The 26357-nt window shown below is 76.2% G+C and carries 20 protein-coding genes; 13 read left to right on the top strand and 7 right to left on the bottom strand.

The genetic code is table 11. The features are described from left to right. On the bottom strand, window positions 1-833 hold an 833-nt coding region (locus QL983_RS03605), incomplete at its 3' end, for a glutamyl-tRNA reductase (RefSeq protein WP_290151255.1). A gap of 136 nt (window positions 834-969) precedes the next feature. On the opposite strand from QL983_RS03605, the gene hemE reads away from it, so the two are divergent. From hemE to QL983_RS03575, 6 genes are read left to right on the top strand one after another with little or no spacing between them, the layout of a single operon-like run. Then, window positions 970-2193, top strand: coding sequence for a uroporphyrinogen decarboxylase (hemE, locus tag QL983_RS03600; protein ID WP_036314314.1), 1224 nt, complete (start codon window positions 970-972; stop codon window positions 2191-2193). Beyond that, window positions 2190-3698 carry an FAD-dependent oxidoreductase gene (locus QL983_RS03595; RefSeq protein ID WP_060974089.1) on the top strand — a complete coding sequence of 503 codons (1509 nt, stop codon included), beginning with the start codon at window positions 2190-2192 and terminating at the stop codon, window positions 3696-3698. Before hemE ends, QL983_RS03595 begins: the two co-directional genes overlap by 4 nt. 50 nt (window positions 3699-3748) lie before the next feature. Further along, window positions 3749-4465, top strand: a complete 717-nt coding sequence (gene hemQ / locus QL983_RS03590; protein ID WP_036314319.1) for a hydrogen peroxide-dependent heme synthase — start codon at window positions 3749-3751, stop codon at window positions 4463-4465. Beyond that, entirely contained in the window at window positions 4465-5814 is a 1350-nt protein-coding gene (locus QL983_RS03585; RefSeq protein WP_036314320.1) for a ferrochelatase, read from the top strand. The genes hemQ and QL983_RS03585 overlap by 1 nt, the downstream gene beginning before the upstream one ends. A gap of 4 nt (window positions 5815-5818) precedes the next feature. Beyond that, entirely contained in the window at window positions 5819-6952 is a 1134-nt protein-coding gene (hemC, locus tag QL983_RS03580) for a hydroxymethylbilane synthase (protein ID WP_060974088.1), read from the top strand. Between the two features lies 1 nt (window position 6953). Continuing rightward, complete coding sequence (locus QL983_RS03575; protein WP_036314324.1) at window positions 6954-7793, top strand: uroporphyrinogen-III synthase; 840 nt, start codon at window positions 6954-6956, stop codon at window positions 7791-7793. 27 nt (window positions 7794-7820) lie between these two features. Here QL983_RS03575 and QL983_RS03570 read toward each other — a convergent pair whose 3' ends face one another. From QL983_RS03570 to brnQ, 3 genes are all read right to left on the bottom strand, one after another. Continuing rightward, a complete protein-coding gene (locus QL983_RS03570; RefSeq protein ID WP_036314326.1) occupies window positions 7821-8102 on the bottom strand; it encodes a hypothetical protein in 282 nt (93 codons plus the stop codon). 99 nt (window positions 8103-8201) lie between these two features. Next, window positions 8202-9284 carry an NYN domain-containing protein gene (locus tag QL983_RS03565; protein WP_036339251.1) on the bottom strand — a complete coding sequence of 361 codons (1083 nt, stop codon included), beginning with the start codon at window positions 9282-9284 and terminating at the stop codon, window positions 8202-8204. Window positions 9285-9294: 10 nt separating this feature from the next. Next, the gene (brnQ, locus tag QL983_RS03560; protein ID WP_036339253.1) at window positions 9295-10689 is read right to left on the bottom strand and encodes a branched-chain amino acid transport system II carrier protein; all 1395 of its coding nucleotides are present in this window, start codon (window positions 10687-10689) and stop codon (window positions 9295-9297) included. A gap of 107 nt (window positions 10690-10796) precedes the next feature. Between brnQ and hemB the strand changes: the two genes are divergently transcribed. Continuing rightward, window positions 10797-11783 carry a porphobilinogen synthase gene (gene hemB / locus QL983_RS03555; RefSeq protein WP_036381100.1) on the top strand — a complete coding sequence of 329 codons (987 nt, stop codon included), beginning with the start codon at window positions 10797-10799 and terminating at the stop codon, window positions 11781-11783. Beyond that, a complete protein-coding gene (gene hemL / locus QL983_RS03550; RefSeq protein WP_290151249.1) occupies window positions 11780-13105 on the top strand; it encodes a glutamate-1-semialdehyde 2,1-aminomutase in 1326 nt (441 codons plus the stop codon). Before hemB ends, hemL begins: the two co-directional genes overlap by 4 nt. Window positions 13106-13133: 28 nt before the next feature. Here the strand turns inward: hemL and QL983_RS03545 are convergent, their stop codons facing one another. Then, complete coding sequence (locus QL983_RS03545) at window positions 13134-13820, bottom strand: 3'-5' exonuclease (RefSeq protein ID WP_049147285.1); 687 nt, start codon at window positions 13818-13820, stop codon at window positions 13134-13136. A gap of 44 nt (window positions 13821-13864) precedes the next feature. Between QL983_RS03545 and QL983_RS03540 the strand changes: the two genes are divergently transcribed. Genes QL983_RS03540 through QL983_RS03530 form a run of 3 tightly spaced genes read left to right on the top strand, consistent with a single transcriptional unit; the run spans window position 13865 to window position 21224 of the window. Continuing rightward, window positions 13865-14275 (top strand): MGMT family protein, encoded by a 411-nt coding sequence (locus QL983_RS03540; protein WP_036314337.1) that lies wholly within the window; start codon window positions 13865-13867, stop codon window positions 14273-14275. Next, window positions 14272-17712 carry an ATP-dependent DNA helicase gene (locus QL983_RS03535; RefSeq protein ID WP_290151244.1) on the top strand — a complete coding sequence of 1147 codons (3441 nt, stop codon included), beginning with the start codon at window positions 14272-14274 and terminating at the stop codon, window positions 17710-17712. Before QL983_RS03540 ends, QL983_RS03535 begins: the two co-directional genes overlap by 4 nt. Next, window positions 17700-21224: an ATP-dependent DNA helicase gene (locus tag QL983_RS03530; RefSeq protein ID WP_290151242.1), complete on the top strand. Its 3525-nt coding sequence runs from the start codon at window positions 17700-17702 to the stop codon at window positions 21222-21224. Before QL983_RS03535 ends, QL983_RS03530 begins: the two co-directional genes overlap by 13 nt. On the opposite strand, the gene QL983_RS03525 is transcribed toward QL983_RS03530, so the two are convergent. After that, entirely contained in the window at window positions 21199-22305 is a 1107-nt protein-coding gene (locus tag QL983_RS03525) for a phosphotransferase (protein ID WP_036314344.1), read from the bottom strand. The two genes, QL983_RS03530 and QL983_RS03525, sit on opposite strands and share 26 nt — an antisense overlap. Window positions 22306-22377: 72 nt before the next feature. Between QL983_RS03525 and nudC the strand changes: the two genes are divergently transcribed. After that, complete coding sequence (gene nudC, locus QL983_RS03520) at window positions 22378-23367, top strand: NAD(+) diphosphatase (protein ID WP_036314348.1); 990 nt, start codon at window positions 22378-22380, stop codon at window positions 23365-23367. A gap of 15 nt (window positions 23368-23382) precedes the next feature. Continuing rightward, window positions 23383-25512 carry an ATP-dependent DNA helicase UvrD2 gene (locus QL983_RS03515; protein WP_041105123.1) on the top strand — a complete coding sequence of 710 codons (2130 nt, stop codon included), beginning with the start codon at window positions 23383-23385 and terminating at the stop codon, window positions 25510-25512. Between the two features lie 42 nt (window positions 25513-25554). Here QL983_RS03515 and QL983_RS03510 read toward each other — a convergent pair whose 3' ends face one another. Further along, complete coding sequence (locus tag QL983_RS03510; RefSeq protein ID WP_041105125.1) at window positions 25555-26283, bottom strand: ThiF family adenylyltransferase; 729 nt, start codon at window positions 26281-26283, stop codon at window positions 25555-25557. Window positions 26284-26357 lie beyond the last annotated feature (74 nt).

The raw sequence follows: 26357 nt of genomic DNA, 5'->3' as shown, positions 1-26357 counted from the left end.
CGCCGTCCGCCCTCGCGCAGCTCCTGCAGGCGCTCGGGGCTGATCTGGCGCTCGCCACCGGAGGAGCCGATGATCACGTCCGCCTCGGCGACGGCGCCGGCCACGGCCTCGCCGCCGAGCGCGAGGGCCCAGCCGCCGCGGTCCGCGACGAACTGCTCCGCGCGGCCTGAGGCCGAGTGCACGCCGACGGTGGTCGCACCCCGGTCCGCCAGCTGCGCCAGCGTGGTGCCGGCGTAGGCGCCCGTGCCGATCAGCAGGATGGTGGCCCCGGCCCAGAAGTCGCGCTGGGCCGCGGCGTCGGTGAGACCGCGCAGCTCCTCCGCGAGGTCCAGGGCGACGGAGACGACCGAACGGCCGGCCGCGCCGAGCGCCGTGCGGGAGCCGACGTCCTTGGCCGTGCGCGTGGCGGACTCGAAGAGGCGGACGAGCGGGCCCGAGGCGGTGCCGGCCTCCTGGGCCGCCGTCAGGGCGCGCCGTACCTGACCGGCGATCTCGCGCTCGCCCACCACGGCGGAGTCCAGTCCGGCGCCGACCTCGAAGAGGTGACGGGCCGTGGCGTCGGCGTCGAGCGTGCGGAACGCGGTGTGCACGTCCTCGTCCGGCAGGGAGGTGGAGGCGGCGACGGCGGACAGCAGCCCCGTGCGGGCGGCCTCGACGCCGGCCCCGTCGGCCTCGGCGTAGATCTCCACGCGGTTGCACGTGGCCAGCACGATGGCGCCCGCCGCGCCGCTGCCGGGCAGGGCGGGCCCGACCCCGGTCGCGCCGGCGCTGAGGCGGGCGACCGTGTCCAGGTCCAGGTCATGGTGGGAGGCGACGAGAGAGAAGACAGTCACAGCGGGCCAAGTCTAGCCCCGACCGCCCCGCCCGTCCGGGAAGGCGGGCCTGACCCGGGTGCCGTCGGCCAGTGTGACGGCGCTCACGGAGGACGCGGATGTGCCACCGCGACACGACCGGTGGGACACTGGGGGCATGTCCGCCCTGTCCCAGACCCCCGAGACCCCCGCGGCCGTCCCGGCACTGCCCGCCGAGCACCCGCTGCGCACCGAGGATCCGTCACGCTCGACCGTGGCCAGCCCGCTCCTTCGCGCGCTACGCGGCCAGCGCCCCGACCGCCACCCCGTGTGGTTCATGCGGCAGGCCGGCCGTTCGCTGCCCGAGTACCGCCGGGTGCGCGAGGGGATCGGGATGCTCGACTCCTGCCTCATGCCGGACCTGGTCCGGGAGATCACGATGCAGCCGGTGCGCCGCCACGACGTCGACGCGGCGATCTTCTTCTCGGACATCGTGGTCCCCCTGCGCCTGGCGGGCGTGGACGTGGAGATCCAGCCCGGCGTGGGCCCCGTGCTCGGCCAGGCCGTCCGCACCGCCGACGACGTCGCCGCGCTGCCCGTCCTCGAGGACGCCGCCCTGGACGTCATCCGCGAGGCCGTCGCGGCCACCGTCGCCGAGCTGGGCCCGCGCCCCCTGATCGGCTTCGCCGGTGCCCCCTTCACGCTGGCGGCGTACATGGTGGAGGGCCGTCCCTCCCGCGACCACTTCGGCCCGCGGCGCATGATGCACGCCGACCCCGAGACCTGGGCCGCCCTGGCCGGCTGGGCGGCCACCGTGTCCGGCCAGTTCCTGCGCGCCCAGCTCGAGTCCGGCGCCTCCGCCGCGCAGCTGTTCGACTCGTGGGCCGGTTCGCTCTCGGCGGACGACTACCTCGAGCACGTGCAGCCGCACTCGACGGCGGCCCTCGCCCATGTCGCCGACCTCGCCGGGCCCGGCGTCCCCGACGGCGCCCCGCTCCTGCACTTCGGCACGGGCACCGGAGAGTTCCTGCACCACATGCGTGACGCGGGCGCGACCGCCGTCGGCGTGGACCACCGCCTCACGCTCGCCGAGGCGCACCGCCGTCTCAGCGCGAACCCCGGCCCCGACGGACGCGGCGCCGTGCCCCTGCAGGGCAACATCGACCCGGCCCTGCTCGCCGCCCCGTGGGAGGTCCTCGAGGCCCACGTGCGCGACGTCGTCGCCTCCGGCGCCGTCGCGCCCGGTCACGTCGTCAACCTCGCCCACGGCGTGCCGCCGGAGACGGACGCGGCCGTGCTGACCCGCGTGGTCGAGCTGATCCACTCCCTGCCCGTGCCGGAGCGGGAGGGCCAGGACCCGGCACCGGGGGCCGAGACCGCCGAGCGGGAGGAGCGCGCATGAGCGGCACGGCGCTCGTGGTCGGCGGCGGCATCGCCGGCCTCGTCGCGGCCCACCGACTGTCCGCGGCGGGCTGGGACGTGACCCTCGCCGAGGCCACCTCCGTGCTCGGGGGCGCGGTTTCCCCGCGCTTCCTCGACGTCCCCTCGCACGGCGAGACCGGGGCCCCCGAGACCCAGACCCTCGAACTCGACGGCGGCGCCGAGTCGTTCGCCGTCCGCGGCGCCGCCGTGCGCGCGCTCGTGGAGGAGCTCGGGCTGGGCGAGAAGATCGTCGCGCCCGAGCCCCTCGGCTCGTGGCTGCACGGTCCCGCCGGCCCCGTGCGCGCCCCGCGTCTCGGCATCGTCGGCATCCCCGGCGACCTCGACGCCGAGGACCTCGCCGCCGCCCTCACGCCGGCCGGCCTGGAGCGCGCCCGGCAGGACGCCGAGGCCCCCATGGATCGCTGGGCCGCCGCGCTCGCGGCCGGCGAGCCGGTGACCGTCGCGCAGGTCGTGGCCGACCGCCTCGGCGACGAGGTGCTCGACCGCCTCGTGGCCCCCGTCGTCGCCGGAGTCCACTCGGCCGACCCCGCGGTCGTCGAGCTGGAGCGCGTGGCCCCCGGCCTGCTCGCCGCCGCCGTGGAGCACGGCGGGCTGGCCGCGGGCGTCGCCGCGCTGCGGTCCACCGGGACCCCCGGCTCGCTCGTGGCCGGTCTGGACGGCGGCATGGTCCGCCTCACCGGCCGGCTCGTCGAGGCGCTGCGCGAGGACGGGGCCACCGTCCTGCGCGGTGTCCGGGTGGCCGCCCTGTCCCGCGTGCCCGCCACCGGCGGCTGGTGGGCCCAGATCTCGGACCGGGACGACGAGGTCGTCCGCGGGCTCGACGTGGACCGCGTCGTGCTGGCCGTGGACGGCGTCACCGCCTGGGACCTGCTGGCCCCGCTCTCGGCCGAGGCCCTGGACCCCGACGCCGGCCCCGCCCTCGGCGAGGGCATCGCGCTGGCCACGCTCGTCGTCGAGGCCGCGGGCCTGGACGACGCGCCACGCGGCACCGGAGTGCTGATCGGCGCCGGGACGGACGTGGCCGCCAAGGCCCTGACCCACGTCACCGCCAAGTGGGCGTGGCTGCGCGAGGTCGTCGCGCGTCCGCAGGAGGACGGTGTCGCCCGCCATCCCCACCGCCACGTGCTGCGCCTGTCCTACGGCCGCCAGGGCGGCGGGCCCGAGGCCCTGGGCCATCGCAGCGCGGACGAGGAGCTGCTCGCGCAGGCGCTCGTGGACACGGCGACTCTCACCGGGGTGCCGCTGGCGGAGGAGGACGTCGTCGCCCGCACCGTCACCCGCTGGCGCCGCTCCATCCCGCCGCAGGCCGGCCCCGACCGCGCGAAGGCGGACACGCTGATCGACTGGGCACGGGACGTGCCCGGCCTCGACCTCGTGGGCAGCTGGGTGCACGGCACCGGGCTGGCCGCCGTCGTCGCCGGCGTGGACCGCACCCTCGGCGCCGACGCACCGCCCGCCGGCTGACCTCGCCCCCAGACCACCCCTGACGCAATCGGATCCCAAGGAAGAGGACCATGACCAAGGACAGCACCACCACCCCTGCCGAGGCCGGCAAGGACTGGTTCACCACCTACACCGTGTTCGCCCGCCCGCAGGGCGAGCCAGGCTGGCTGGGACTGGAGGGCCGCGACGCGAAGAAGGCCGCCAAGGAGTTCGACGAGGCCGTCGCGCGGGTGGCCCAGACCGGCGTGACCGTGCGCGGCGTCTACGACGTCTCGGGCATGCGCGAGGCCGGCGACGTCATGGTGTGGATGTACGGCCAGGTGCCCGAGGACCTGCAGGCCGCCATCCGCGAGCTGCGCCGCACCCGTCTGCTCGAGGGCACCACGATGGTGCTCTCGGCCATGGGCGCAGATCGCATGGCCGAGTTCAACAAGGACCACGTCCCCGCCTTCGCCATGGGCCGCAAGGCCCTGAAGTGGCTGTGCTTCTACCCGTTCGTGCGCTCGTACGACTGGTACCTGCTGGACCCGAAGGAGCGGGCCCGCATGCTCCGCGAGCACGGCCAGCTCGGCCAGGACTTCCCGCAGGTGTGGGCGAATACCACCAGCGCGTTCGGCCTGAACGACTGGGAGTGGCTGCTGGGCCTCGAGGCGGACGAGCTGACGGACCTGGTGGACATGATGCGCCACCTGCGCAACAACGAGACCCGCCTGCACGTGCGCAGCGAGGTGCCGTTCTACACCGGACGCCGTCTGGAGACCGCCGAGATCGCGGAGGTGCTGGCCTGATGACTACCGCCCCCGAGCCCCGCGCCGACGCGCCCGTCCACACCGGCCCGGACGCCGGCGTCGCCCCGGCCCTCCGGACGCCCGAGAAGGCCGCCGCCGGCGTCGACTACGACGTGTGCGGCGTGATGGCCCCCAAGGACTACGACGCCCTGCTGCTCGCCTCCTTCGGCGGGCCCGAGGGCCAGGACGACGTGATCCCGTTCCTGCGCAACGTCACGCGCGGGCGCGGCATCCCGGACGAGCGCCTCGAGGAGGTCGCCACCCACTACCGCGCCAACGGCGGCGTCAGCCCCATCAACGCGCAGAACCGCGCGCTGAAGGCGGCCATCGAGGCCGAGCTGGCCGCCCGCGGCCTGGACCTGCCCGTGTACTGGGGCAACCGCAACTGGGAGCCCTACTTCCCGGACACCCTCGCGCGGATGCACGCCGACGGGCACCGCCGCATCCTGACGGTCACCACCTCCGCGTACTCCTGCTACTCCTCGTGCCGCCAGTACCGCGAGGACATGGGCATGGCCATGGAGCAGACCGGCCTGACCGGGAAGGTGGACCTGGACAAGACGCGCCAGTACTTCAACCACCCCGGCTTCATCGAGCCGTTCCGGGACGGCCTGCGCGCGGACCTGGCCTCGCTGCGCGCGGAGCTGGGGGACGACGCGCGGATCCACGTGCTCTTCGCGACCCACTCGATCCCCACCTCCGACGCCGCCGCCGCCGGCCCGCGCGGCCTCGCCGCCGACCTGCGCGCGCAGGCGGGGGCGGAGCCGGGCGATGAGGGTGCGGACGTGTACTCGGCGCAGCACCTCGATGTGGCCCGCGAGATCCTCGCCGGCGTGCCCGAGGCCGCGGACGTGCCGTGGTCGCTCGTGTACCAGTCGCGCTCCGGCCCGCCCTCGGTGCCGTGGCTCGAGCCGGACATCAACGACGCGATGGAGCACCTCGCGGGCGAGGGCGCCGAGACGGACGCGCAGGGGCGCGCCGTGGCGGGCTTCGTCGTCGTGCCGCTGGGGTTCGTCTCGGACCACATGGAGGTGGTCTGGGACCTCGACACCGAGGCCAAGGAGACCGCCGAGGGGCTGGGCGTGGGGTTCCGGCGCAGCCCCACCCCGGGCACCGACCCGCGGTTCGTGGCCGGGCTCGTGGACATCGTGGAGGAGCGGCTGGGCCGGCGCGAGGGTCGCGCCGCGGTCGGCTGCTTCCCGGCGTGGTACGACGTGTGCCGGCCGGACTGCTGCGTCAAGGTGATGCGGGACGGCTCGACGCGGCCGACGACGTCCGCTGTCGACGCCGCCGTGCGCGGGCTGGCCGAGCACGAGGCGGGCGCCGCGGCCCCCGCCGAGGAGGCCTGAGACCGTGACCCCCCTGCGCATTGGCACCCGGGGCTCCGCCCTGGCGACCACGCAGACCAGCCACGTGGCCGACACGCTCACGGAGCGCTCCGGCCTGGCCCACGAGCTGGTGGTGATCCGCACCGAGGGCGACGTCACCACCGGCTCGCTGGCCTCGCTGGGCGGCACCGGCGTGTTCGCCTCGGCGCTGCGGGCCGCCGTGCTCGACGGCGTCGTGGACGCGGCGGTGCACTCGCTCAAGGACCTGCCGGCCGCCCAGCCGGAGACCCTCGAGATCGCCGCGGTGCCGGCCCGGGCCGACCTGCGGGACGCCCTGTGCGCCCGCGACGGCCTCACCCTGGCGACCCTGCCCGAGGGCGCCCGGGTGGGCACGGGCTCGCCGCGACGCGTGGCCCAGCTCAAGGCGCTGCGCCCGGATCTGGAGCTGGTGGACATCCGCGGCAACGTGCAGACCCGCCTGGCCCGCGTGCCCGGGCTGGAGCAGCACGACGATCACGCCCCGGCCGCCGCGGGTTCGCCCCGCGGTGACCTCGACGCCGTGATCCTGGCCTGTGCCGGGCTCAACCGGCTCGGCCTGGACCACGTGATCACCGAGCGGATCGACCCGGAGGTCATGGTGCCCGCCCCCGGGCAGGGCGCCCTGGCCGTGGAGATCCGGGCCGAGGACGAGTCCTTCCTCGGTCGGGCGCTCCTGGACCCCGAGGCGCCGGTCGGGAGGCTGCACGCCGCCCTCGAGCTGGTCGACGATCGGGACACCCACGTGGCGGTCACCGCCGAGCGGGCCCTGCTGCGCCGCCTCGAGGCCGGCTGCGCCGCGCCGATCGGGGCCGTGGCCCGCGTGACCGACGGCGAGGCCGGCGCGCCGCGCATCGAGATGACCGCGATGGTGGCCGCCCTCGACGGCTCGCGCGTGCTGCGCCGGACCTCGTCCGTGCAGCTCGACCCGGTGCCGACCGACGTGGCCGGCGACCCGGCGGCCGGCGACGAGTGGCTCGAGGACACCCTGTTCGTGGCCGCGGAGGCACTCGGCGTGCACGTGGCCGAGCAGTTCGTGGCCGAGGGCGCCGACCTGCTGCCCGGCACGGTGCGCGGGGTGGACCGGGGCGACGGCGCCCCGCGCCCCGACGACCCGGCCTGAGATGCGCGTCCTGCTCACCCGCCAGCCGGCCCAGGCCGGCGACCTCGAGGCCGGTCTCGCCGGCACCGAGGTGGCGGGGCGGCGGCTGCGGGTCGGCTTCCTGCCGCTGACCGACTTCGCACTGCCCGACGACGACGGCCCCCTGCGCGCGCTGCTCGCGGACTGGGCGGGGGCCGACGGTGATGCGGCCGGGCCGGTGCGCTCGGACGGGTCCCGCTGGCTCGTGGTGACGAGCCCCAACACCGTGCGCGCGCTCAGGGCCGTCGGCTGGGACGGCCATGTCCCGGCGGGCGCGCGGATCGCGGTCACCGGACCGGGCACGGCACGGGTGCTGACCGAGGCGGGCTGCGACGCGGCGCCGTGGCTGCCGCCCGAGGACCGCTCCGCCGAGGGCCTGATCGCCGGACTCGCCGCCCTGCATCCCCGCGGCGCCCGCGCGTGGCTGCCCCAGTCCGATCGGGCCCGGTCCCGCCTCGCCGACGGCCTGCGCGCGGCGGGCTGGGACGTGCGGACCGGGCTCGCCTACCGGACGGTGCCGTATCCGGCGCAGGCCGGCAGGCGGCTGCTCGACGGGGCGGCGGACGAGGGCCGGGGGGACGTCGTGACGCCCGCGCGGCTGGCCGCGGTCGCGGCGGGGACCGCCGTGGTGCTCACCAGCTCGTCCGCGGCGGAGGAGTTCGTGGCCGCGGGTCTGACGCCGCTGGTGGGGGAGCGGGTGCGGCTCGTGGCGATCGGCGCGCCGACCCGGGACACATGCGCGCGGCGGGGTCTGCCCCTGCTCGGGACGGCCCCCACGCCGGATGCGGCCGGAGTGCTGGCCGTGCTGCGCGCTGCGGCCTGAGCCGCCCGTCCGCACTCGAGGCGAGGCTCAGTCGGGGCGGCCGCCGTCCGGGTCGGGCGCGTCGTCCTCCGTCGGCGCCGGGCCGGCGTCGTGCCTCTCGTCCTGCGGCACGCCGGTGGCGGCGGCCATGATGTCCACCCGCGGGCCGCGCAGGATGGCGACCGAGACGTTGGTGAAGCCCGTGTTGGCGAGCAGCTCCGAGGCTTCCTCATCCGTCAGGTCGTACGCGTGCGCGAGCATGCGCACGTTCTCCGTGTAGAAGGCGTGCAGGCGGTCGACGCCGCGCAGGAAGTCCAGAGTGTTCCCCATGCCGGGGAGCCTACCGAACGGGCGTGGTGGGCGGGTGGCCGGCGGGTGAACGGCCGGTGGACCGGCCCGCCGGCCGCGGGGGACGACGGGCCGTGCCGCTCAGCCCTCGGCGCGGCGGCTGCGGCGGCGGACCAGCGAGACCTCCATGGTCCGGCCCTCGGTGCGGGTGCGCAGGTACGGCTGGTCCTCCACGAGGGTGGAGAGCTTGGAGTGTCCGAAGTCGCGCGGGTCGAAGTCCACGTGGGTGCGGCTCAGGTGTTGGCCGATCAGGGACAGCGTGGCCCAGCCGTCGTCGGTGCTCGTGGCGTTGACGGCCTTGGTGAGCGCGGCCTGCAGGTCGATGCGCGGGGCGGCGTCGGCCTCGTCGTGCTCGGGCTCGGCCTCGACCGGCACCTCGGGCGGGGTCGGGTCCTCGGTGACGTCCGACGACGACGCACGGCGGCCCCGCCGACCGGCCCCGGACTTCGCCTCCGCGGCCTTCCCGTCCTTGCCGGCGGCGGCGTCCCCGGCGGGCGCCGCGTCCCCGGCGGGCGCCGCGTCGGCGGCGGGGGCCTCGGCGTCCGCGTCCGTGGCCTCGGGGGACTCGGCGGCGTCGGTGGTCTTGGACCCGCGACCGCGGCCTCGACCGCCGCGGCGGGACCCCGAGCGGCCGGAGCCCTCGGACGCCTTGGCGTTCTCCTCCTTGGCGGGGGCGTCCTCGCCGGTCTCGTCGTCGTCGACGTCGTGGTCCGTGGCGGTGCCGAGCAGCTCGAGGTAGATGAACTGGTCCACGGCGTTGCGCAGCGAGGCGGGGGTCTTGCGGGCGCCCAGGCCGATCACGCGCTTGCCGCCCTCGCGCAGGCGGGTGGCCAGGCGCGTGAAGTCGGAGTCGGAGGAGACGAGGGCGAACGCGTCCACGTTGCCCATCCAGAGCAGGTCCATCGCGTCGATGATGAGCGCGGAGTCCGAGGAGTTCTTGCCCACGGTGTAGGCGAACTGCTGGACCGGCTGGATCGCGTGGTGGTTCAGCGCCTTCTTCCAGCCGTTGAGGTTGGTCGTGGTCCAGTCGCCGTACGCACGCTTGATCGTGGGGGTGCCGTAGGTGGCGAGCTCCTCGAGGATCAGGGGGGCGAACTTGGGGGAGACGTTGTCGCTGTCCATCAGGACGGCGATGCGCAGGGATGCGGGGGTGGGTTCGGGCATGTGTCCCACCCTAGTCGGCGGCGGTGCGCCCGTGGCCGGCGGTGACCGGGATCGCCTCCCGCTCGCCCCGGCGCGGGCGGGGCCGCGAGGCGGCGGCCAGCGTGCCGACGACCAGCCCGACGAGCGCCGGGACCACCCAGCCGAAGCCGACCGCGTAGCCGGGCAGCACCCGGCCGGCCAGGCCCGTCAGGGCGGTGACGGGCGGCGTCGTCGCGAGCGCCTCCGGCAGGGCGCCCAGCAGGTCGAAGAAGGCGGCGAGCCCCGTGCAGGCGACCACCCAGCGGGCCACCGCCGGGTGGTCCCGCACCCAGGCCCAGGCGAGACCGAGCAGGATGACGACGACGGCGATCGGGTAGAGGAACATCAGCACCGGGACGGACCAGGCGATGATCGCCTCCAGGCCCAGGTTGGCGAGCGCGAAGGACACGACGAGGAAGAGGCTCGCCCACAGCCGGTAGGACCCGGGGAACATCTCCGCGAACATCTCGGTGCACGCCACGATCAGTCCGATGCAGGTCTTCAGGCACGCGACGACGACGATGGCCGCGATGAGGTACACGCCCGCCGCGCCGAAGAAGTGGCTCGCGCTGCGGGCGAGGACGTCGCCGCCGTTCGCGGCCTGCGCGAACGCGCCGTGGCTCGTGGCGCCGACGTACGCCAGGGAGGCGTAGACCACCGCCATCGCCGCACCGCCGAGCAGCCCCGCCTTGCCCAGCTCCACCGCCATGCGGCGCGGGCCCGTCACGCCCAGGCGCCGGGCGGCGTCGACGATCACGACCGCGAAGGCGAGCGAGGCGAGCGCGTCCATGGTGTTGTAGCCGTCCAGCAGGCCCCGCACGAGCGCCCCGTCGGCGTAGGCGGGGGTCGGCGAGGGCAGGGCGCCCGTGCTCATCGGGGCCACGACGGCGGCCGCCACCAGGGCGCCGAGCAGGACCAGGAACGCCGGGGTCAGGTAGCGCCCCACCCACTCCATGAGCCGGCCCGGACGGAACGCCGCCACCGCGGCGACCGCGAAGAACGCCGCCGTGAAGCCGAGCAGCCGCAGGCCGCCGTCGCCCGCCAGGGGCGCGACACCGATCTCATAGGACACCGTGGCGGTGCGGGGGATGGCGAAGAGGGGGCCGATCGTCAGGTACAGCAGGCACGTGAACGCCACGGCGAAGCGCCGGGAGACGGGCGCCGTCATCTCACGGACCGAGCGCGCCCCCGTCACCGCCGAGGCGACGATGCCCAGAACCGGCAGCCCCACCGCCGTGACGAGGAAGCCGAGCGTGGCCGGCGTGACCGCGGCGCCCGCATCCCGGCCCAGGCCGGCGGGGAAGATCAGGTTGCCCGCGCCGAAGAACAGGCCGAAGACGAGCGAGGCCAGCAGCAGGGTCTGACCGGGGCGCAGGCGCGGGGGCATCACGGGCCTCTCGACGGCGGACGGGGCGCCATGACTGTACCCGGCGCGCGGTCAGCCTCCGCGCCTAGACTGGACGGGTCCCCGAACCAGGAGCGTGTGACCCCGTCATGTCCTTCCCGCTGCACCGTCCCCGGCGTCTGCGCCGGTCCGCCGCGATGCGCCGCCTCGTCGCCGAGACGCGCCTGCACCCCGCCGAGCTGATCCTGCCGGCCTTCATCAAGGAGGGCGCCGCCGAGCCCGTGCCGATCGCCTCGATGCCGGGCGTCGTGCAGCACACCGCGGACTCGCTCAAGGCCGCCGCGGCCGAGGCCGCCGAGCTGGGCCTGGGCGGCATCATGCTGTTCGGCGTGCCGACCACGCGCGACGCCGTCGGCAGCGCCGCCCTGGACCCGGACGGCGTCCTGAACCGGGCCATCCGGGACGTGAAGGCGGAGGTGGGGGACGGGCTCGTCGTGATGTCCGACCTGTGCCTGGACGAGTTCACCGACCACGGCCACTGCGGCGTGCTCACCGCCGAGGGCACCGTGGACAACGACGCGACGCTGGAGATCTACGCCCGGATGGGCGTCGCGCAGGCCGAGGCCGGTGCGGACGTGCTCGGCCCCTCCGGGATGATGGACGGCCAGGTCCGCGTGATCCGGGAGGCCCTCGAGGGCGCCGGCCACCACGAGACCGCGATCCTCGCCTACGCCGCGAAGTACTCCTCGGCGTTCTACGGGCCGTTCCGCGACGCCGTCGACTCCCAGCTCACGGGCGACCGCAAGACCTACCAGATGGACGCCGCCAACCGGAGCGAGGCCCTGCTCGAGGTCGCCCTCGACCTCGAGGAGGGCGCGGACATGGTGATGGTCAAGCCCGCGATGAGCTACCTGGACATCGTGCGCGACGTGGCGGACATGGCGGACGTGCCCGTCTCCGCGTACCAGATCTCGGGGGAGTACGCGATGATCGAGGCCGCCGCCGCGCACGGCTGGATCGACCGGAAGGCCTCGATCGTCGAGTCCGTGCTCTCCATCCGGCGCGCCGGCGCCGACTCCGTGCTCACCTACTGGGCGGCCGAGCTCGGCCGCTGGATGAAGGAGGGGTCCCTGTGACCGCGTCCCAGCCGACCACCAACGCCGCCGCCTTCGCCGCGGCCCAGGCCGTCATCCCCGGCGGCGTCGACTCACCCGTGCGCGCCTTCGGCTCGGTGGGCGGCACGCCCCGGTTCATGGCCGGCGCACGCGGCCCGTACCTGACCGACGTCGAGGGCAACGAGTACGTGGACCTGGTCTGCTCGTGGGGCCCCATGCTGCTGGGCCACCAGCACCCCGAGGTCGTCGAGGCCGTGCACGCCGCCGTGGTCCGCGGCCTCGGCTTCGGCACCTCCACGCTGGAGGAGACCGCGCTGGCCGAGCTGATCGCCTCCAAGGTCCCGGTCGAGCGCGTGCGCTTCGTGTCCACCGGCACCGAGGCCACCATGACGGCCCTGCGCCTGGCCCGCGGCGTGACCGGCCGCAACCTGATCGTGAAGTTCGCCGGCTGCTACCACGGCCACTCGGACGGCCTGCTGGCCGCGGCCGGCTCGGGCGTGGCGACCGCCGCCCTGCCCGGCTCCGCGGGCGTCACCGAGGCCGCCGCCTCCGAGACCCTCGTGGTGGACTACAACGACCGCGCCGCCGTCGAGGCCGTGTTCGCCGAGCACGGCGAGCGCATCGCCGCGCTCATCACGGAGGCCGTGCCCTGCAACATGGGCGTCGTGGAGCCCGCCGAGGGCTTCAACGCGTTCCTGCGCGAGATCACCCGCCGCCACGGCGCGCTGCTGATCTGGGACGAGGTGCTCACCGGCTTCCGCGCCACCGCCACGGGCGGCTGGGGCCTGTCCGGACAGCCCGAGGGCTGGACCCCGGACGTCTGGTGCTTCGGCAAGGTGATCGGCGGCGGCATGCCCGCGGCCGCCCTGGGCGGCTCCGCCGAGATCATGGACCACCTGGCCCCGCTCGGCCCCGTGTACCAGGCCGGCACCCTCTCCGGGAATCCGGTGGCCATGGCCGCCGGCCACGCCACGCTCTCCCGCGCCGACGAGGCCGTCTACGCGGCCGTGACGCGCGCCTCGGACGCCGTGCGCGAGGGCCTCGTGGCCGCGCTCGACGCCGAGGGCGTGGACCACTCGATCCAGCGGGCCGGCACCCTGTTCTCCCTGGCGTTCGGCACCTCCGGCACCGGCGTGCGGGACTACCGGGACGCCCAGGGCCAGGAGGTCTTCCGCTACGCCCCGTTCTTCCAGTCGCTGCTGGCCTCCGGCGTGTACCTGCCGCCGTCCGTGTTCGAGGCCTGGTTCGTCTCCGCCGCCCACGACGACGCGGCGGTCACCCGGGTGCTCGACGCGCTGCCGGCCGCGGCGAAGGCGGCCGCGGCGGCGACGCCCCAGGGCTGAGACCCGGGTGCGGGTCGGGGCCGGGCGCTCAGCGCTCGGCCTCGACCGGCCAGTGGCGCGAGACGGTGGCCTGCGGGTCCTTGCGTCGCAGGTACTGCTCGAAGCTCTCCGCCTGCTCGGCCTTCCAGCGGACCTGCCGCTCGTGCAGGTCCGCCGGCGCGACGCGCAGCTGCTCGTACTGGGCGGCCAGGGCGTCGGCCACCTGGACGGCGGCGAGGGCGTCCGCCGCGGAGGTGTGCGCGTTCTCCAGGGTCACCCCGTAGTGCTCGGACACCGCGGAGAGCGTGCGCTTGCCCTTGCGGAACCGGTCCACCTGCTTGTCCAGCACGAACGGGTCGATCACGGGGCGGGCCTCGAGCGGCGTCAGCCCGTGGCGGCGCGCCTCCCGGTCCATCACCGTGAAGTCGTACACGCCGTTGAACGCCACCACGGGGATGCCCGCGGCGAACAGGTCCCGCAGGGTCTCGGTGATCTCCGTGACACCCTGCGCGGCGGGCATGCCCTCCGCCTGCGCCCGCTCCGTGGTGACGCCGTGGACCTCGGCCGCCTCGGCCGGGATGGGCACGCCCGGGTCCACGAGCCACTCGGCCGACGACGCGGCGCGGCCCTGCTCGTCCACCATCACCAGGGTGGCGGTCACGATCAGCGCGGTGCGCGGATCACGTCCGGTGGTCTCGAGGTCGAAGCCGGCGCGGATGCTCTCATGCCAAGTCACGCGCCTCACGCTACCCGGAGCGGCGGACACGACAGGATGGGGTCGTGACCGATCACCCTGTGCTCCCCGGCGCCCGCCACCGCGACGACGGACCGCTCACCCTCGGCGAGGGGCTCGAGGCGCTCGCCCGTCTGGTCCCGCCCGGACGCGCCGTCAGCTACGGGGGGCTGGCCGGCCTGCTGGGGGTCGGCGGTCCGCGGCAGGCCGGCCGGGCGATGGCCGAATCGAGCCCCGGCACGCCGTGGTGGCGGGTGGTCCGGGCCGACGGCTCGCTGCCTCCGGAGCTGGCCGCGCGGGCCGCCGTCGAGCACGAACGCGAGGCCATGCCCCGCACCCCGGCCGGGCGCGTGGACCTGCCCCGGGCCCGCTGGGAGCCCGACGACGGCGCCGCGCGGGCGATCCGTGCGATCGCCGACCGTATCGTGTCCGGGCCCGGTGCGAGGATGAGGCCATGACCAGGGAACACGGGGTGGACCCCTTCGACGACGACGCGGCGGCGCCGGAACGGGCCGCTCGGCTGGTGCGCACGGCCGCCGCGCCCGAGGACCGGATCACGCTCACGGACGAGCAGGAGGCGATCGCCTCGCTCGCCCCCGGGCACGGCGCCGTGCTCGTGCTGGGCGCCCCCGGCACGGGGCGCACCACCGTGGCGGTCGAGTACGCGGCCCGCCGGATCGAGGCGGGGCTGGACCCCGAGTCCCTCCTGCTGCTGGCCCCGAGCCGGGATGCGGCGGCGCGGCTGCGCGACGCGCTGACCCGCCGGCTCGCCGCCGCCGGTCGGGGCACCCGCGCCGTCACCCCCGTGCGGACCTGGTCCTCCTACGCGTTCGACCTGCTGCGCCGTGCCCGCGTCACGGGACCGCTGAGGCATCTGGAGGTCGCCCCCCGGCTGCTCACCGGTGCCGAGCAGGACACGGTCATCGCCGAGCTGCTCGAGGGCTACGCCGCCGGCCTCGCCGCCGCGCCGGACTGGCCGGCCGACGTCGCCCCCGCCGTGGAGGCGCGGGGATTCCGCCGCGAGGTCCGCGAGCTCGTGGACCGCATGAGCGAGCTCGGCCTCGAGCCGGGCCGCCTGCAGGAGCTCGGCACCGCCCACGGGCGCCCCGAGTGGGAGGCCGCGGCCGTGCTGCTGCAGGACTACCGGGACCGGATCGACCTGGGCATGGCCGAGGCGTTCGACGCCGCCGGGCTGCTGTCCGCCGCCGTCCGCGTGCTCACCGAGCGGCATCCCGAGGACCCGGAGCGCGACGCCGCGGCGCAGGCGTTCGTGGCGGCGGAGCGGGACCGCCTGGCCGTGCTCGTGGTCGAGGACCTCCACGAGGCCACCCCCGCCGTGCACGACCTGCTCACCGTGCTCGGACGCGGGCGGGACGTGCTGCTCACCGCGTCGCCGGACACCACCGTGGAGGGCTTCCGCGGCGCCCGGCCCGACCTCCTCGCCCGGTACCCCGGGGTCCTCGACCCCGATCCCGTGCCGGGGGCCGCCCCGCCCGCGTCCCCGGACGGGCGCGTCCGGGTGCTGACGCGCGGGCACCGCATGCGCGCCGAGGTCCAGGACGCCTACCTGCGCGTGGCCCGCCGGGTCCGCCAGCGCACCGCCGGCGTCGAACGGACCCGGACCGAGACCGTCCCGGCGGACGGTGACGGCGCCGTCCGCGCGCACGTCGTGCCCACCCGCGCCCACGAGGACCAGCTCGTCCTCGAACGGGTGCTGCGGGTCCACCACGAGGACGGGGTGCCCCTGGACCGGATCCTCGTGGTCGCCCGCTCCGGCTCCCGTGTGGCCGCGCTCGCCCGCCACCTGGAGGCCGAGGGCGTCCCCGTGCTGCGCGACGCCGCCGGGCTCGTGCTGAAGGAGGAGCCCGCCGTCGCGCCCCTGCTCACGCTGGTGGACGCGGCGGGGGCGCTCGCGGAGGATCCGGAGGCCCGGGTCGAGGACGTGCTCGACCCGGACGAGGTCGTGGGACTGCTCACCGGCCGGTACGGGATGGCCAGCGCGCTGCACGTGCGGCGGCTGCGCCAGGACCTGCTGGCCGCCGAGCGGGGCCGGGGCGGCCGGCGCACCTCGGACGCGCTGCTCGCCGCGGCCCTGCTGGACCCGAGCCTGGCCGGCCCCGAGCACGAGCGGCACCGCGCCCTGCGCCGCGTCCACTGGATGCTCCGGGACGGCCTGGAGGCCGCCCGCGCCCCCTCGGCCTCGCCCGAGACCGTGCTGTGGGCGCTGTGGTCCGCCTCCGGTCGGGCCGAGCGGTGGCGTTCGCTCGCGCTGCGGCCCGCCGAGCACGCGAACGACCGCCGCGAGTCCCGCCGGGCGGACGCGGACCTCGACGCCGTCGTCGCCCTGTTCAAGGTGGCCGAGCGCTTCGTGGACCAGTTCCCGGGCGCGTCGCCCGAGTCGTTCGCCGTCTACATGGAGTCCCAGGACCTGCCCGTGGACACCCTGGCCCGCCGTGCCGAGTCCGGTGACGCCGTGCACGTGCGCACCCCCGCCGCGGCGGCCGGCCAGGAGTGGGACACGGTGATCGTCGTGGGCCTGCAGGAGGGCGTGTGGCCGAACACCCGGCTGCGCGGCCAGCTGCTCGGCGCCACCGACCTCGTGGACCTCGTGACCCTGCCCGCGGACGCCCCGTGGCCCACGGATCACCGCACCCGGCTGCGCGAGGTGCGTCAGGACGAGCTGCGCATGCTCGCGGCCGCGGTCTCCCGGGCACGGCGTCAGGTGGTCGTCACGGCCGTCCGCTCGCCGGATGAGGGCCCCTCCGACTTCCTCGACCTGGTGGACCCGCCCGAACGGCTGCCCGCCGAGGCGCGCGACGCCGCCGGCGTCCGGCGGCTCACCGCGGTCCCCGACCCGATCACGGCGTCCGCGCTCGTCGGCCGGCTGCGCCGCGTCCTGGAGGCCGGGGACGAGGCGGACGCGGCCGACGGGGCGACATCCCGGGCCGCGGCGGCCGCCGGCCTGGCGGTCCTCGCCGAGGACGGCGTGACCGTCGCGGACCCCCGACGCTGGTGGGGCCTGCTGCCGCTGTCCACCGAGGCCGCGCTCGTCGACCCGGAGCGCGAGGTCGTCGCGCTCTCGCCCTCCCGCGTGGAGACGGCCCTGCGCAATCCGCTGAACTGGGTGCTGTACCACGTCGGCGCGAACGCGGGCGGAACCCTCGCCCAGTCCGTGGGCACGCTCGTGCACTCGGTGGCCGAACACCACCCCGAGGGCGTGCCCGAGGACGTGCGCGCCGAACTGGAACGCCGCCTGCCCGAACTCGGCCTGCCGGAGGGCTGGATCACGGAGATCGAGCACGACCGGGCCCGCGGCCTGGTGGACGCCTACATCGGCTACTGGAGCATCGCCCGGGCGGCCGGGCGTCGGCCCGTGGCCCAGGAGGTGCGGCTCCTCGCGGACCTGACCTGGGGCGGGACCACCGTCCGGATCACCGGCGTCGTGGACCGGCTCGAGGCGGATGCGCAGGGCCGACCCTTCATCGCCGACCTCAAGACCGGCCGCAGCGCGCCCACCGGCGCGGAGATGGCGCGCCAGCCCCAGCTGGCCGCCTATCAGGTGGCCGTCCGCGCCGGCGGTCTGGAGCAGGTCCGGGACGACCCCGCCACGGACCCCGCCCTGCGCGCCGCGCTCGCCGGCCTGGAACGGCCCGCGACGCCGGCCGGCGCGGCCCTCGTCCAGCTCGGCGCCGGCACCCAGAAGACCAAGGTGCAGGACCAGCCGGCCCTCGAGGACGAGGACACCTGGGCGCTCGAGCAGGTGTTCACGGCGGCCCGCCGCACCACGGGGCCGCGCTTCCTCGCCCTCCACGAGGCCGGCGCCCGCCGGTGCGCGCTGCCCTCCGTCTGTCCGCTCTGCTCCGAAGGAAGGCAGGTCACCGAATGGCCCCGCTGACCGGCGATCCCGCCGCCCAGACCGATCGTCCGCGCGTCGAGGACGCGGTCCACTCGCCGGAGGACATCGCGGCACGGCTGCGGCTGCCCCCGCCCACGCAGGAGCAGGCCGAGGTGGTCACCGCCCCGCTCACTCCGCGCCTGGTGCTGGCCGGCGCCGGCTCCGGCAAGACCGCCACCATGGCCGACCGCGTGGTCTGGCTCGTGGCCAACGGTCTCGTGCGCCCGGACGAGGTCCTCGGCGTCACGTTCACCCGGAAGGCGTCCGGTGAGCTCGCCGAGCGGATCAACGGGCGCGTGGACGCCCTGCTGCGCTCCGGCCTCGAGATCCCCGGCTTCGACGGGGAGCCCGAGGACCTGGGCCGCGCCTCGGTGTCCACGTACCACTCCTACGCCGGCGCGCTCGTCAGGGACCACGGCCTGCGGATCGGCGTGGAACCGGAGGCGCGGCTGCTCGGAGGCGCGGACGCCCACCGGCTCATGGGCGCCGTCGTGCGTTCGCATCCGGTGGTCGCGGACACCCTCGGCGTGGCCCCGTCCCGGCTCATCACGCAGGCGTTGCGGCTGGCCGGGGACATGGCCGAGCACCTGGTGAGTGCGGACGAGGTGCGCGAGTTCCTCGCCCGGCTGGCCGAGCAGGGGAGCGCCCTGCCGCTGCCCCCGCGCGCCAAGACCCCCTCGAAGGAGATCCAGGAGTTCCTGACCGGCCTGGCGGACCGCGCCCTCATGGCGGACCTCGTGGCCCGCTACGACGAGGTCAAGCGCGAGCAGGACGTGATGGACTTCGGCGACCTGCTGCGCCACGCGGCGCGCATCGCCGTCGAGGTGCCGGCGGCCGGCGAGCAGGAGCGCGCGCGGTTCCCCGTGGTGCTGCTGGACGAATTCCAGGACACCTCCCACGCCCAGATGCGGATCTTCGCCGGGCTGTTCGGCCCGCGCGGCCCCGAGGACGACGCGCCCGGGTTGGGGCACTGCGTCACCGCGGTGGGTGACCCCCACCAGTCGATCTACGGCTTCCGCGGCGCCTCCGCCGGGCAGCTCTTCGCCTTCCCGCACGCCTTCCCCCGACTGGAGACCGGCCCCGGCGGCGCCCCGCGGCGCGTGAACGCGGACGTCTCGCACCTGACGATCGCGTGGCGCAACGAGGAGTCGATCCTGGCGGTCGCCAACGCCGTCGCCGCACCGCTGAACGCCCACGCCGCCGCGACGGGCGGCGCGCCGGTGGAGGTGCGCACCCTGCGGCCCCGGCCGGGCGCGGGGGAGGGCGTCGTCCGGGTGGACCGGTTCGTCACCGCGGAGGAGGAGGCCGCCGACGTCGTCGCCCGCCTCGGCGCCCTCACCGGGTCCGGGCCCGGGGGGGCCACCCCGAGCCGCGCCGTCCTGTGCCGCACCCGCGCCCAGTTCGGCCCCGTGCTGGACGCGCTCGACGCCGCCGGCCTGCCCTACGAGGTGCTCGGGCTCTCCGGGCTGCTGGCGCTGCCGGAGGTCGCCGAGGTGCTCGCCGTCCTCCACGTGCTGGCCGACCCCACGCGCAGCGACCAGCTCGTCCGCCTGCTCACCGGCCCGCGCTGGCGCATCGGCGTGGCCGACCTCGAGGTGCTGCAGGAGCGCGCCCGGTTCGTCTCGCGGCTGCGGGCCCGGCGGGCCGGCGGTGGGCGGGAGGACCCCGCCGGGGACGCCCCGGACCCGGCCCGGGACGTGAGCCCCGAGGAGGACGCCGACGCCGCCGCCCTGCTGGAGGCCCTCGACTCCCTGCCCGGGGAGGGGACGGACTGGGTCGGCTCGCGCGGCCGCGGCTTCTCACCCGAGGGCCTGGCCCGACTGAGGGCCGTCAACGCCGAGCTGCGCCGGCTCTCTACGCGCACCGGGGAGGACCCGGCCGACCTCATCGCGGAGGTGATCCGTGAGACGGGGCTGGACGTCGAGGTGGCCCTGCGGCCCGGCGTCTCCGCGGCCGCGGCCCGGCGGCACCTGAACGCGTTCCAGGACGCGGCCCGCGACTTCGGCGCCGGCACCACGGCGACGGACCTGACGGCGTTCCTGGCCTGGACGGAGTCCGTCCTCGAGCACGAGGACGGCCTCGGCGTCGAGAACGCCGAGCCCACCCCCGGCCTGGTCCAGGTGCTCACCGCGCACGCCTCGAAGGGGCTCGAGTGGGACGTCGTCGCGGTCCCCGGCCTGCAGGAGGGCACGTTCCCCTCCACGCGGGCGGACCGCTGGACCAGCCCCCGGGCCGGCGCGCTGCCGTGGCCCCTGCGCGGGGACCGCGCGTCGCTGCCGCAGTGGGACGGCTCGTGGGCGCAGGACCAGCGGGACTGGGTCCAGTCGGCCGGCACCGGATACAGCTCGAAGGCGGCCCAGGAGGGCAACCCGGACCCCTATGCCGTGGCCGTGGCCGCCCACGCCGAGCGCGAGGAGCGGCGCCTGGCCTACGTCGCGTACACGCGCGCGCGATCCGCCCTGTGGCTGAGCACCTCCCTGTTCAAGGGAGTCAACAAGGAGCCCCTGCCGGCCTCGGCCTTCCTCGAGGAGGTGGCCGGTCTGGCGGGGGAGGTGCCCGGCGTCGCGCTCGGCCCCGCCCCGGCCGAGGACGACCTGCCCGAGGCCAACCCCGCCGCGGGCCGGACGCTGGTCGCCCGCTGGCCCTTCGACCCGCTCGACGGCCCGGAGGCCTTCGTCGCCGACCCGGAGGACCCCGAGGACGAGGAACGCTGGCAGCCGCTGCCGCGCCGCTCCCGGGCCCGCCGGCACGGGGTGGAGGCGGCCGCCGCGGCCGTGCACGCCGCGGACCCGGCGGCGCTCGGGGACGACCCGGAGCTGGCCCGCCAGGTGGACTGGGTGCTGCTGCGCCGCCGGGACGTCGCCGGGACGGGCGGGGAGACCGCCCTGCCCGAGCACGTCTCCGTGTCCCTCTACGGCGAGCTCGCCGCCGACCCGCAGGCCGTGGCCGAGCAGCTGCGCCGGCCCCTGCCCCGGCCGCCCGCGCACGCGGCGCGGCGCGGCACGGCGTTCCACGCGTGGCTCGAGGAGCGCTTCGGGGCCACCGGCATGCTGGACATCGACTCGGCCGAGGACGCCGCGGACCTGTGGGTCGACGAGGCCCTCGACCTCGGCCCGATGCAGGAGTGGTTCCGCTCCTCGCGCTGGGCGGAGCGCACCCCGGCCTTCGTCGAGGCCCCGGTCGAGACGACGGTCGGCGGGATCACACTGCGGGGCCGGGTCGACGCGATCTACCGCTCCGGCGGCGACCCCCGCCTGCCCTTCGACCCCGAGGCCGACTGGGAGCTCGTCGACTGGAAGACCGGCGCCGTGCCGCGGGGCCGCGACCTCGAGCTCAAGTCGCTGCAGCTGGCCGTCTACCGGCTCGCCTGGTCACGGCTGCACGGGATCCCGCTGGAACGGATCGGGGCCAGCTTCGTGTACGTGGCCCACGGGCAGGAGCGCTCCTTCCCGGACCTGCCGGGGGAGGAGGAGCTCGAGCGTCACATCACGGACGCCCTGGCCCGCCGTTGATCGGCCGCACCACCTCGACGGCGGGCAGCGGGCCCGTCTCCGGGTCCGCGGTCCTCGCGGCCGCGGCCTCCCGGGCGTCCTCCGCCGCATCCCGGGCGTCCTCGGCGGCGTCGGCGGCCGCGTCGGCCTCCGCCTGGCGCGCGGCCGCCTCCTGCGCGGCGCGCACGTCGCCCTCGAGCTCGGCCAGCATGGCCTCCGCCTCGGCGACCATCCCCGCGTCGTGCCGGTCCAGGCCCCGCGTGAGCCACTGGGCGAGGGCGAACTCGGCGAGCAGCGCCGCACGGCGCATCAGGTGGGCGTCGCCGTCGTCGGCGGCCCCCGCGTCGGCCCGCCGGGCCGCGTAGGCGTCGAGGACGCGGTCGGCCAGGTCCGGGTCCGTGGCGGCGGCCAGCCAGGCGACGTCGCCGGCCGGGTCGCCCACGTGCAGGTCCGTCCAGCCCGTCACGCCCACCACGCGGCCGCGCTCGAGGAGCAGGTTGTCCTCGTGCAGGTCACCGTGCACAGGCACCGGGGTGAACCGCCACAGGGCCTCCTCCTCCATGGCCTCCTCCCAGCGGCGCAGCAGCAGGGGCGGCACGCGGCCGGAGGTGGCCGCCTGGTCGAGGGCGTGGAGGTGACGCTGCCGGATCTGCTCCGCCGTGTAGGAGGGCAGGTCCGCGTGGTCCACGACATCCGAGGGCAGCGTGTGGATCGCGGCCAGCACACGGCCCACGTCCTGCACCGCGGGCTCGCCGAGCCGGGCCAGCTCATCCAGGGTGACGGGACGCCCGGGCATGTCCTGATAGACGAAGGTGCGCAGCCCCTCGAGCCGCACCGCGCCCGCCACGGAGGGCGTGCGGAACGGCAGGCCGGCGCGCACCGCCGGGGTCAGGCCCGCCAGCACCTGCAGCTCCGTCTCGAGACGGATGCCCGCCTCCGGGGTGCGGGGCGAGCGGACCCGCCACCGCTGGCCCTCACCGTCCACGACGACGGCGGTCGAGAAGTCCGCGGGGTCGTCCGGGCTCGCCTCCGCGGAGACGGGGGCGAGGCCGGGGACGGCCGCGGCGGCCAGGGCTGCGAGACGAAGGGGCTGACGATCCACCCCTCCAGCCTAGGCGCGGAACGCCCTCCCCCGTCGTCGGGCGCACCGGAGACGGGTCGCTAGCCTGGACGCATGGCCTCCTGCCCCCCGTCGTCGTCCGACCCCACCGCCGCACCACCCCTGGCCCTGCCGCTGGCCCGCGAGGAGCTGGACCGCGGTGCCGTGGCCCGCCTCGACCCGGGCCACCTGGCGGCGTCCTGGGCGCGCGAGGGGACGGAGGTCCTGTGGCTGCAGGGCGGCCGCGCACCCGTCGCGGACGGCCGGCTCGTCTTCACCGCGCCCTCCGGTCCCGTGCCGGCCGAGGCCGCGTATCTGGGCCGCGGCACCGCGGCGGACCGGGGCCCGCACGGGCGGGAGCGCGAGGTGGTCTCCGTCGCCGTCGAGCCGCCGGCGGCCCTGCCCGAGGACGCGGCCGCCGCGCTCGCCGACGCCGTGTGGGTCGGCCTCCGCGATGCGGCCGCCGCCCTCAGCGACGCGGACACCGGGCTGTTCGTGGCCGCCGTCGCGAACGCCAACTGGCACGCCACCCACCGCTTCTGCGCGTTCTGCGGCGGCGTCACGGACGTCGAGGCGGCCGGCTGGGTGCGTCGCTGCCGCGACTGCTCCCGGGAGCAGTTCCCGCGCACGGACCCGGCGGTGATCGTGGCCGTCATCGACCCGGCCGGGCGGATCCTGTTGGGCCGCAACGCGGCGTGGCCCGAGGGGCTGTACTCCTGCCTGGCCGGGTTCGTGGAGCCGGGGGAGTCCCTGGAGCACGCGGTGGTCCGGGAGATCGCGGAGGAGTCCGGGATCACGGTGACGCACCCGCGCTACCGCGGCTCCCAGCCGTGGCCGTTCCCGCGCTCGCTCATGCTCGGGTTCACCGCCCTGGCCCCGGCCGGCGTCGAGCCGGTTCCGGACGGCGAGGAGATCCTCTCCGTGCGCTGGTTCGAGCGGAAGGAGCTCGCGCATCTGGCCCGCGAGGGCGACGTCACCCTGCCCGGGGCCGTGTCCATCGCGCGGGCGCTCATCGAGGATTGGTACGGTGGGATGCTGCCCGATGCGCAGACCCTGATCACCTAGGAGGACTCGTCCCGCATGAGCACTCCCGACGAGATCCTCCGCGGCCTCGACCCGGAGCAGCGCCGGGCCGCCACGGCCCTGCACGGGCCCGTCTGCATCCTGGCCGGCGCCGGCACCGGCAAGACCCGCGCCATCACGCACCGCATCGCCTACGGCGTGGCCTCCGGCGTCTTCGACCCGCACCGCACCCTCGCCCTGACCTTCACGGCGCGCGCCGCCGCGGAGATGCGCACCCGCCTGCGCGACCTCGGCGTGGCCGGCGTCCAGGCCCGCACGTTCCACTCGGCGGCCCTGCGCCAGCTGCAGTACTTCTGGCCCCAGGCCGTGGGCGGGCCCATGCCCTCGCTGATCGAGAACAAGGTGCGCCTGCTCACGGAGGTCGCCCAGCGCATGCGCATGACCGTGGACCGGGCCGGCCTGCGCGACCTCGCCGGCGAGATCGAATGGGCCAAGGTCTCCCTGCACGCCCCCGAGGGCTACGCCGAGGCCGCGAAGGAGCGGGAGATGCCCGCCGGCTGGACCGCCACCACCGTCGCCCGTCTCTACACCGGCTACGAGGAGGCCAAGACAGCCCGGAACATGATCGACTTCGAGGACGTGCTGCTGATCCTCGTGGGGATCCTGTCCACCGAGCCGCAGATCGCGGCCACGATCCGGGACCAGTACCGCGTGTTCGTGGTGGACGAGTACCAGGACGTCTCGCCGCTGCAGCACCGCCTGCTCGACCTCTGGCTCGGCGACCGCGGCGACCTGTGCGTCGTCGGCGACGCCTCTCAGACGATCTACTCGTTCACGGGCGCGACCTCCCGCTTCCTCACCGACTTCCGTGAGCGGTATCCCGCGGCCACGGTGGTCCGTCTCGTGCGTGACTACCGGTCCAGCCCGCAGATCGTGGAGGCGGCCAACCGCCTGCTGGCGGACCGCACCAAGGCGGGGGAGCGGGACCGCACGATGCCGCGCTGGCCCGACCCCCTCGAGCTCGTCTCCCAGCGGCCGGCCGGCCCCGACCTCGTGTTCGCGGAGTGCACCGACGACGAGGCCGAGGCCGGCTGGGTCGCAGACCGGATCGCGGCGCTGATCGACGACGGCGTGCCGGCCTCCGAGATCGCCGTCCTGTTCCGCACCAACGGCCAGTCCCAGGCCTTCGAGACGGCGCTGTCCTCGGCGGGCATCGGCTACCAGCTGCGCGGCGGCGAGCGGTTCTTCTCCCGGCGCGAGGTGCGCGACGGCATCCTGCAGCTGCGGGCCGCCGCCCGCGCCGCCCAGGACCTGACGGGCGACGACGTCACGGACCGGGTGCGGGACGTGCTCTCCTCGCTCGGCTACTCCGCCGAACCGCCGGCGGCCTCCGGCGCGGCCCGTGAACGGTGGGAGTCCCTGCACGCCCTCGTCAACCTCGCCGACCAGCTCGCCACGACGCGCGGGGCCGAGTTCACGTTGACCGAGCTCGTGGCCGAGCTCGACGAGCGTGCCCAGCACCAGCACGCGCCGACGGTGCAGGGCATCACCCTGGCCTCGCTGCACTCGGCCAAGGGCCTCGAGTGGGACGCGGTGTTCCTCGTGGGCCTGTCCGAGGGGCTCATGCCGATCTCCTTCGCGGAGACCCAGGCCGAGGTGGACGAGGAACGGCGCCTGCTCTACGTGGGCATCACGCGTGCCCGCCAGCACCTGTCGCTGACGTGGACGCTCTCGCGGGGCACGGGCGGGCGCTCCACCCGGCGGCCCTCCCGGTTCCTGTGGGCCATCGACCCGACCCTCGGCGGCACCCGCGAGCACGCCCCGGCCCGTGGTTCCGCGGCGGGCCCGACGGCGCCGCGGCGCCGGGGCGCGAAGGTCGCCGTGTGCCGCACGTGCGGCAAGCCCCTCGAGACGGGAGCCGAGCGCAAGGTCGGCCGCTGCCTGGACTGCCCCGCCACCTACGACGAGGCGGTGCTCGAGGAGCTGCGCGACTGGCGCACCCGCACGGCCGCCGAGATGCGGATGCCCGCGTTCGTGGTGTTCACGGACGCCACCCTCGTGGCCATCGCCGAGGCCATGCCGAAGACCCCGGCAGAGCTGCTGAAGGTGCCCGGCCTCGGCAAGTCCAAGCTGGAGAAGCACGGACCGGAGCTGCTCGAGCTGCTGCACGGCACCCCGGCGGCCTGAGCCGCGGACCCGCGCTCCGTTCCGCCGGCGGCGCCGACCCCCTCAGAACGCCCAGCCGAGCGCGTCCGGGTCGCAGGCACAGCCGGGCCGGGGGCGGACCCGCACCCGGCGCGTGCGTCCCGTCACCCGATCGGCCCGCAGCACGCCGGGGGCCGGTCCGGCCCGCAGCGCGTCCACGGTCAGCACGGCGGCCCGCAGCGCCGCGAGCCCGTCCACCTGTCCCCGGTGCGCCGACGGGCCGGGCGCCGTCGGGGCATCGGGGACGCCCGTCGGATCCGCGGGCCATCGGCACAGCGGGCACCCGCGCACCCCGGGGGCGCACCACGGTCCGACCGTGACCGCCTTCGGTCCCACCGTGACCGGCAGCAGCGGGTGGTCGGCGGCCAGGGCCTGCGCGGCCAGGTCCGCGTCGAGCACGGACCCCACCGCCACCGTCGCCTGCCCCACGAGCACCGGCACCGGGCCGTGGTGCGCGTAGAGGCGCAGCCCGGGGGCCACATCGCCCAGCCGGCGCTCGAGCGCACCCGCCCGGGGCCGACCGAGGTCCCCGGGCAGCAGGCCGGTCCCCAGGTCCGCGGCGTCGACGGGCCGCGGATCCCACAGGGCCAGGCGCAGCGCCCCGGCCCCCGCCAGGGCGTGGGCGATCGCCGCGCCCACCGCGTCGAGGCCCGCCACATGGACGTCGGTCGGCGGGGCCCACACCCCCGGCTCCGGCGCTGACGCGGCGGTGTCATGAGGGACGGTGGTGACGGTCTCGGCGACGGTGCGCACGGCTCTCCTCTCGGCTCGGTGCCTCCCACCCTGCCAGGGCGCCCCCGGACCGCGCCGGATTGTCCACAGCCTGC

The organism is Micrococcus sp. APC 4021 (assembly GCF_030407635.1).
GTDB classification, from domain to species: Bacteria; Actinomycetota; Actinomycetes; order Actinomycetales; family Micrococcaceae; genus Micrococcus; species Micrococcus luteus.
Note: the sequence above shows the minus strand (reverse complement) of the source record. Positions and strands in the feature narration are given on the sequence as shown.